This is a genomic window from Kineococcus indalonis (genome assembly GCF_009906395.1).
Lineage (GTDB): Bacteria > Actinomycetota > Actinomycetes > Actinomycetales > Kineococcaceae > Kineococcus > Kineococcus indalonis.
The window spans coordinates 1-7,989 of the sequence record NZ_JAAALM010000152.1 but is presented as its reverse complement, the minus strand read 5'-3'; the positions used below and the strand labels follow the sequence as shown (position 1 = coordinate 7,989).

Genomic DNA, 7,989 nt, shown 5'->3' with positions numbered 1-7,989 from the left:
TCTCGGTCAGCACCCTGTCGCGGCTGGAGTCCGGCGAGCGGCGCGCGACGCTGGAGCTGCTGCTGCCGCTGGTGGCGCGCTACGAGGTGAGCCTGGACGAGCTGGTCGCCCCGCCCGCGCCCGCCCGGCGGCGCCGCTCGAGCAACCGCCCGGGGGTGACGTCGCTGCCGCTGACGCGCGCGCCCGGGGGGCTGCGCGCCTTCAAGACGGTCCTGGCGCCGGGCGTGGGCGAGGACGTCGAGCCGCAGGTCCACGAGGGCTACGAGTGGCTCTACGTGCTCTCGGGGACGGTGCGGCTGCGGCTGGGCGAGCGGGACCTGCGCCTGCCGCAGGGGGAGGCCGCGGAGTTCGACACCCGCCTGCCGCACGCGGTGAGCAACCCCGGCGCGGTGCCGGTGGAGCTGCTGAGCCTGTTCGGCCCGCAGGGGGAGCGCATGCACGTGCGGGCCCGCCCGCGCGGGCGCTGAGCGTCGCGGCCGCCGCCGGCGCTCAGGTGGCGGTCAGCACCTCCAGGGCGGTGCGCGAGACGGGGCGGTCGGCGAAGACCACCCGCACCGCCGCCGGGTCGGGGTTGCCGGCGTCGGGGCCGCGCCACACCCGGAACAGCCCGGCGCGCTCCGCGGTGGCGGCCGAGCGGGTGTTGCCCTCCAGCAGGTACGCGGTGACCGGCAGGTCCGGGTGCGCGCGCCGGGCGGCGGCCACGGCGGCCGTGGACAGCTCGCTGGCGTACCCCTGCCCCCAGTCGCGCCGGTGCAGGCGGTAGCCGAGGTTCCACGCCACGCCCAGGCGCAGGTCGCAGCCGCCGGTGCCGACCAGGCGCCCGGCCTCCGGGCCGTCGGCCAGGCGCGCCACCCAGCTGCCCAGGCCGGCGACCCGCCAGCTCTCCGCGATGCGCTCCAGCAGCAGCGCGGTGCGCGTGCGGTCGGTGTGCCGGCCCGCGGGCAGGTGCTCCCACACGGCCGGGTCGGAGTAGAGGGCGAAGACGTCCTCCAGGTCGCTCAGGCGCGGCGGGGAGAGCAGCAGGCGGCCGGTGCGCTGCACCCCCGTCGCGTCGGGGGCACCTGCGGGGGAGGGGGCGTGCGGCACACCGCCCATCCTCACCCCTGCCGCCCGCCCCGCCAGCCGTGCAACGGGAACGGGCCCCGGCGCGTCTGAGAAGTTGCCACCACGAACTTCCCGAGGAGGGGCCACCGTGAGCACCGTCCACGCCCGCCGCACCGCCGCCCTGCTGCTCGCCGCGCTCGCGCCGCTGCCCCTGGCGGCCTGCTCCGGCGGGCAGGACGCCTCCGCCGGGGCGCCCGCCACCGCCGCGACCACCGCCGCGGCCACCGCAGCGGCCACCGCAGCGGCCACCGCCGCGGCCACCGCAGCGGCCACCGCAGCGGCCACCGGGGGTGGCGGGGTGCCCGCGGGCGCCGGCACCGCCGCCACCGTCGACCTCGACGGCGACGGGCGCGGCGACACCCTGTGGCTGGCCGACACCGGCGGCCGGCGCCTGCTCGGCGCGACGACCACCGCGCACGGCACCACCTCGGTGGAGTTCACCTCCGCGGCCCCGCAGGCGGCGAGCGCGTCGGCCGCGGTGCTGGCCTCCGGCGCCCCGGTGGTGCTGCTGGACACCGGCCGCTCCGTGCAGCTGTACGCCTACCGGCAGGAGGGCGCGGCCCTCGTGCCCGTGCCCGGGCCGGACGGCGCGCAGTACTCCTTCAGCCTGGGGTTCAGCGGGTACGGCACGGGCCTGGCGTGCGAGCGCGCCGTCGACGGGCTGCACCTGTACGGGGTCGACGCCGTGGAGGGGGGCGGGGGGTGGACGGTCGCGCGCACCGAGGTCCTCGTCGACGCGAACCGCCTGCACGCCCGCAACGGCGCCACGCGGACGGTGGCGAGCGGGGTCGGCGCGGACGACCCGGCGGTCACCGGGGCGCGCGGCACCACGTGCGGGGACGTGCCGGCGACCGCCGTCGCCGGCGAGCCGCAGGGCTGAGCGGGGCGGGGCGCGGGCGCCCGCGCACCGGCCCCCACACGGGAATGAGCATCGTTACCGGGTCGTTGTGGAGGGTGTCCGAGCTCGAAGGGAGCGCCTGTCATGGCCAAGCACGCCGACGTCCGCCCGGTGGTCAAGCTCCGGTCCACCGCCGGGACCGGGTACACCTACGTGACCCGCAAGAACCGCCGCAACGACCCCGACCGCCTCGTCGTGCGCAAGTACGACCCGGTCGTGCGCGAGCACGTGGACTTCCGCGAGGAGCGCTGAGGCTCCAGCCGCAGGTGCGACCGGCCGCGGTCCCGCGGGACCGCGGCCGGTCGCGCACCCGTCACAGGGTGGCGGCCAGCTCCTCCGCCGCGCGCACGGCGGCGGCGAACTCCGCGTCGGCGCGCTCGCGCAGGTCCGCCAGGTCCGGCAGCCGGTCCGCCAGCGTCGCGCTGGTCTGCACCACCGTCACGTCCATGCCCAGCGCGTTGCCCAGCACGATCCGCAGCACCGGCACGCCGTGGTCCCACGTCTCGGTGGGGGTGCCCGCGTCGTAGACGCCGCCGCGGCTGCTGACCACCACCGCCGGGCGCCCGGCCAGCGGCTGCACGCCCTCGCCCGTGGTCACCCCGGGCACGTGGACGCAGTCGATCCACACCTTCAGCGTCGAGGGGACCGTGTAGTTGTACAGCGGCGCCCCCACCAGCACGGCGTCCGCGGCGAGCAGCTCGTCGAGGACCTCGCGCTGCAGCGCGTCCCAGTCCGCGGGCGGGGTCGCGTCGGCGCGCCGCGCCGCGGCCGGCCAGTGCAGCTCCGGGTCGGGCAGGTGCGGCAGCGGGTCGCGGTGCAGGTCGCGGTGGGTGACGGTGAAGTCCTCCCCCCGCGCGCGCCAGGCGGCGGCGAACGCCGCGGTGATCGCGCGCGAGCGCGAGCGGGTCAGGTCCGCGGAGGAGTCCAGGTGCAGGAGGTGGGGCACCGGGCCAACCTACCGACGCCCTCCCGTCCGCCGGGGCCCCTCGCCCCTCAGACCGCCTCGACCGCGCGCGGCCGGGGCCGCTCGCCCGGCCGCGCCGCCGGCCGGCGCAGCCGCGCCACCAGCCGGCACGCCAGGTACAGCAGGAACGACACCGTCGTCACGTACGGGCTGATCGGCACCGTCGAGCCCAGCGCCAGCAGGGTGCCGCCCACGACGGCCACGACGGCGAACAGCACCGACAGCAGCGGCACCACGTACGGCGAGGAGCTCACCCGCAGCGCCGCCGCCGCCGGGGTCACCAGCAGCGCCAGCACCAGCAGCGCGCCCACCACCTGCACGCTCATCGCCACCGACAGGCCCAGCACGAGCATGAACAGCGGCGAGAGCAGCCGCACCGGCACCCCGCGCGCCGCGGCCAGCTCCGGGTCCAGCGAGGCGAACAGCAGCGGGCGCCACAGCACCAGCAGGGCCAGCAGGACCACCGCGGAGATCACGGCCAGCGAGACCAGCTGCGGGTCGTCCACCGCGACGATCTGCCCGGTGAGCAGGCCGAACTTGTTCGCCGCGCGCCCCTCGTACAGCGCCAGGAACAGCACGCCCAGGCCCAGGCCGAACGGCATGAGCACCCCCACCGCGGAGTTGTGCTCGCGCGCGCGGTTGCCCAGCACGCCGAACAGCACCGCCGCCAGCACCGAGCCCACCAGGGAACCCAGCACGACGTCCACGCCCAGCAGCAGGGCCGCCGCGCCGCCGGCGAAGCTCAGCTCGGAGGTGCCGTGCACCGCGAACGGCAGGTCGCGCGCCATCACCAGCACGCCGACCAGGCCGCCGACCAGGCCGAGCAGCGCCCCGGCGTACAGCGAGTTGTGGACCAGCTCCAGCAGGGCGCCGTAGTCGCGGAAGTCGAACACGTCGCCCCAGGACACGGCGGGCACGGCGGCGGGCGCCAGGGACGCGAGGGTCACGAGACCTCCTCGTGGGCGTGCGGGTGCTCGCCGGCCGCGGCGGCGCCGGCGACGAGCACGCGCCCGCCCGAGCGCAGCACCTCCACCGGCGCGCCGTACAGCGACGACAGGGTCTGCGAGGTCATCACCTCGTCGGGCGGGCCGATGCGGAAGCGCCCGCCGGCCAGGTACAGCACGCGGTCCGCGTAGGGCAGGACGGGGTTGACGTCGTGCGTGACGAACAGCACCGCCGCCCCGGTGCGCCGGCGGCACTGGTCCACCAGTGCCGCGACCACGCCGGCGTGGTGCAGGTCCAGCGACAGCAGCGGCTCGTCGGCCAGCAGCAGCACCGGGTCGCCCACCACGCTCTGCGCCACCCGCAGGCGCTGCTGCTCCCCGCCGGACAGGCGGCCCACCGGCTCGCGGGCGTAGGCGGTGGCGCCCACGGCGGCCAGGACCTCGTCCACGCGCCGGTCCGCGCGCCGCGAGGGCAGCAGCGGGCCCCAGCGGTGCCCGTCCAGGCCCAGGCGCACGAAGTCGCGCGCGCGCAGCGGCGTGGCCGGGTCCAGGCCCTTCTGCTGCGGCACGTAGCCGATGCGCCGGTCCCCGCGCCGCGCCGGGCGCCCGGCGACCTCCACGGTGCCCGCGCGCAGCGGCTGCTGGCCCAGGACGACCTTCAGCAGGCTGGACTTGCCCGCACCGTTGGCGCCCAGGACGGCGACGAACTCGCCGGGGGCGACGTCCAGGTCCAGGCCGGACCACAGCCGCCGCCCGCCGTAGGCCAGCTCCGCGCCGCGCAGCCGCAGCGCGGGCGCCGCGGCCGCCTCCGCGCCCCTCACGCGCGCAGCGCCGCCGCGACCGCGTCCGCGTTCGCCGTCATCCACGTCACGTAGTCCTGCCCCTCGGGGAGCGTCTCGGTCACCGGCACCACCGCGACACCGGCCGCGCGGGCCGCGGCCAGGACCTGCTCGGTCTGCGGGCCGGTGGTCTGCTCGTTGTAGACCAGCGCCTTCACCTGCCCGCCGGTGAACAGGTCCAGGGTCTCGCGCAGCGCCGCGGCCGGCACGTCGCTCTCCTCCTCGATCGCCTCGGAGAACTCCTCCGGCGTGACGTCCTCGGCGCCCAGGGCGTCCAGCAGGTAGCCGGGCACGGGCTCGGTGACGGCCACGCGCGCGCCGCGGGTGGCGCCGGCGTCGCCGGCGATCCGCTGCTCCAGGCCGGCGAGCTGGGCGTCCAGGGCGTCGGCGCCGGCGGTGAACGTGGCCGCGTCGTCCGGGGAGGCCTGCACGAGCGCGGCCTCCACCGCGTCGGCGACCTTGCGCACCGTGGCCACGTCGTACCAGACGTGCTCGTTGAGCTCCCCGGTGGTGTCCTTGCCGGACACCTCCACGGCGTCGACCACGACCGGGTCGGCGTCACCGGCGGCGTCGAGCATGGTGTCCACGAAGTCGTCGTAGCCGCCGCCGTTCTCGACCACGACGTCGGCGCGCGAGAGCTCCAGCTGGGTGCGGGTGTTCGCCTCGTAGCTGTGCGGGTCCGCGGAGGGGTCGGACAGGATCGAGGTGACGGTGGCCGCGTCGCCGGCGATCGCGGAGGCGATGGCGCCGTACACGTTCGTGGAGGCCACGACGGTGACGGCGCCGTCGTCGGCGGCGGAGGCGGTGGCGCTGCCCGCGGCGGTGTCGTCCCCGCCGCAGGCGGCGAGGCCGAGGGCGGCGGCGAGGGCGGCGGCGAGGGCCAGCGGCTGGCGGCGGCGCATGAGGAGCTTCCTGACGATGGGAACGGTTGTCGAAAGGGTAACCCCGCCGCCCCGCAGCGCCGGGCCGGCACCACCCCGGTGCGCCGGGCCGGCACCACCCCGGTGCGCCGGGCCGGCACCACCCCGCCCGGCCTCAGCCGTGCACGACCACCGCGGGGGAGGGCGGTGGTGCGGAGCCCGGGGAGCCCGGGGAGCCCAGGTCCTCCAGGGTGCGCGTGCAGGTCGCGATGAGCAGCGGCACGGCGAGCATCGCGCCCACCGCCGGCACCGCCGCGCCGGAGTCGTTCACCGCGAAGCCCACCGCCAGCAGCACCAGCAGCGCCGTGCAGCCCGGCTTCAGCGCCGGGTGGCGGTCGTAGGCGCGCTGCAGCACCGCCACCCCCAGCACCCGCGGGCGCACCAGCACGAACGCGATGAACACCGCCGCCAGCGCCAGCACCAGGCTGAGGATCCAGTTGCCCACCAGGATGCGCAGGTTCTGCGCCGCCTTGCGCTCCACCACCTGCCAGGCGCCGCCGTCGACCAGCGTCTGCACGAAGCGCCCCAGGTGCGTCTGGTCGTCCACCGGGCGCAGCCAGTCCGCCACCGAGATCGCCGCCAGCACCAGCAGCGTGCCGGCGCCCAGCAGCAGCACCCGCCGCCACGTCACCCGCACCCCGCCCACCAGCAGCGCCAGCAGCCCGAAGGCCGGCACGATCGCCGGCGGGCCGCCGAAGTCGCTGCCCAGCACGCCGTCCACGTACACCGCGGCCACGCCCAGGACCACCACGGCGCCCACGGCCGCCCGCCGCCGCCCCGCGCGCAGCAGGTGGTCGGCCACCGCCACCGTCAGCAGCAGCGTGCCCGTGGCGAACAGCGCGAACTGCTGGTTGCCCAGGCCGTAGAAGCGCCCGGCGACCACCGGCTGCAGGCCGTTGAGGCTGGAGGTGATCAGCCGCGAGCCGGTGCCGGCGTCCACCGCGAGCACGCCCGCCGTCACCGCCCCCACCACGCCCAGCGGGCCCAGCGGGTGCCGGCTCCACGGGCCCAGCAGCGCCACGGCGGTCACCACCGCCACGTACAGGGCCACCGCGGCGGTCACCGCCAGCAGGTGCGCGCCGGTGGAGTCCCCGGCGCGCCACCACGGCAGCGTGTTGGCCAGGAACGTGGAGGCGGGCACCGCCCCGTAGACCACGGCCAGGGCCCGCAGCCAGGACAGCACCCGGCGCCGCCCGCGCGCCCCGCCCCACGCCCGGCGCAGCGCCAGCGTCGCCACCGCGTACAGCAGGAGCTGGCTGGCCGCCCAGGTGGAGAAGAACGGCGCCACCAGCGGCTGCACGGCCTGCGCGGCCGCGTCCAGGTCGCGCACCTTCTCCTCGCGCTGCGCCGCGCTCGCGCCGGCGTCGGTGCTGGTGACGGGCGCGCCCACCAGCCCGGCGACGCCGTGGTCGCCGCCCAGCGCCAGCGCCAGGACGGTGGGGGTCAGGTCGGTGGTCTGCACGATGCCGGTCTGGCGGGTGGAGCGGCTGCCCAGCAGCCCGTCGTAGGCGCCGCCGCCCGGCCGCGGGCCGGTGGCGGCGGCGAACTGCAGGTGCGCGGTGCGGCCGGCGTCGGCGGTCGAGGCGGCGATCAGCGTCGTGGCCCCGGCCCCCGTGCTGGCCGCCACGGCCCTCTGCACCGCGGCCACCACGGCGTCCACGGCGGCGACCTGCTCGGCGACCGCGCCCGCCGGCGGCTCCTCGTCGGCCGGCAGGTCGGCGGGGTCGCGCACCCGGCCGGCGTCGACGACGACGACCTGCGCTCCGGACTCCAGCGCGTCCTGCACGTACCCGCCCACGGCCGCCGGGGTGGGCGCCTGCGCGGAGGGGACGTAGCCGTCCACGCGCCCGTCGGAGCGGGCCAGCGCCACCCCCGCGCCCGGGCCGACCGCCAGGGTGCGGGTGCCGGCGGCGGCCAGCGCGTCGCCCAGCAGGCCCGGGCGCGCCCCGAAGGTGCCGGCGGCGGCGATGGCCCGGTACGCCGCCCAGTCCGGCTGCGCGCCGTCGACGACCTCGGCCACCGGGGCGCAGGCGGCGCGCACGTGCTCGGCGGAGGTGCCCGCGGAGTCGGTGGCGCGCCGCCCGGCGGACAGCGCCAGCCAGCCGTCGCCCGGGCACGCCGCCGTGAACACGCTGCGCACCGCCACCGTGCCGATCGCCCCGTCCACCATCGACGCCAGCGCCGGGGTGGCGGTGGCCGAGACGTCCTGCCAGCGCACGCCGCTGAAGCCGACCAGCACCAGCGGGGCGGTGCCCGCGGTGGGGGTGGTGCCCGCGGCGGGCGCGGCCGCGCGGGCGGGCGCGGCCAGCCCCAGCAGGAC

9 protein-coding genes are annotated in these 7,989 nt (G+C 78.0%); 3 read left to right on the top strand and 6 right to left on the bottom strand.

Features of this window, described 5'->3' with window-relative positions; all coding sequences use genetic code 11:
- On the top strand, positions 1 to 467 hold a 467-nt coding region (locus tag GTR00_RS09585; protein WP_166611402.1), incomplete at its 5' end, for a helix-turn-helix domain-containing protein.
- 22 nt (positions 468 to 489) lie between these two features.
- On the opposite strand, the gene GTR00_RS09580 is transcribed toward GTR00_RS09585, so the two are convergent.
- Positions 490 to 1,086 carry a GNAT family N-acetyltransferase gene (locus tag GTR00_RS09580; RefSeq protein WP_205705438.1) on the bottom strand — a complete coding sequence of 199 codons (597 nt, stop codon included), beginning with the start codon at positions 1,084 to 1,086 and terminating at the stop codon, positions 490 to 492.
- A gap of 106 nt (positions 1,087 to 1,192) precedes the next feature.
- Here GTR00_RS09580 and GTR00_RS09575 point away from each other — a divergent pair, with 106 nt between their 5' ends.
- A complete protein-coding gene (locus tag GTR00_RS09575; protein WP_166611400.1) occupies positions 1,193 to 1,984 on the top strand; it encodes a hypothetical protein in 792 nt (263 codons plus the stop codon).
- 102 nt (positions 1,985 to 2,086) lie between these two features.
- Entirely contained in the window at positions 2,087 to 2,254 is a 168-nt protein-coding gene (rpmG, locus tag GTR00_RS09570; RefSeq protein ID WP_166611399.1) for a 50S ribosomal protein L33, read from the top strand.
- A 61-nt stretch (positions 2,255 to 2,315) separates the two neighbouring features.
- Here rpmG and GTR00_RS09565 read toward each other — a convergent pair whose 3' ends face one another.
- The 5 genes from GTR00_RS09565 to GTR00_RS09545 form a co-directional block, all read right to left on the bottom strand.
- Positions 2,316 to 2,948: an FMN-dependent NADH-azoreductase gene (locus tag GTR00_RS09565; RefSeq protein ID WP_166611398.1), complete on the bottom strand. Its 633-nt coding sequence runs from the start codon at positions 2,946 to 2,948 to the stop codon at positions 2,316 to 2,318.
- Positions 2,949 to 2,995: 47 nt separating this feature from the next.
- On the bottom strand, positions 2,996 to 3,913 hold the full coding sequence (locus GTR00_RS09560; protein WP_323132363.1) for a metal ABC transporter permease: 918 nt from the start codon (positions 3,911 to 3,913) through the stop codon (positions 2,996 to 2,998).
- Positions 3,910 to 4,731, bottom strand: coding sequence for a metal ABC transporter ATP-binding protein (locus tag GTR00_RS09555; protein WP_166611397.1), 822 nt, complete (start codon positions 4,729 to 4,731; stop codon positions 3,910 to 3,912). The genes GTR00_RS09560 and GTR00_RS09555 overlap by 4 nt, the downstream gene beginning before the upstream one ends.
- Positions 4,728 to 5,651, bottom strand: coding sequence for a metal ABC transporter solute-binding protein, Zn/Mn family (locus tag GTR00_RS09550; RefSeq protein WP_166611396.1), 924 nt, complete (start codon positions 5,649 to 5,651; stop codon positions 4,728 to 4,730). Before GTR00_RS09550 ends, GTR00_RS09555 begins: the two co-directional genes overlap by 4 nt.
- A gap of 133 nt (positions 5,652 to 5,784) precedes the next feature.
- Positions 5,785 to 7,989 (bottom strand): hypothetical protein (locus GTR00_RS09545; protein WP_166611395.1); only part of this gene is annotated, 2,205 nt, incomplete at its 5' end.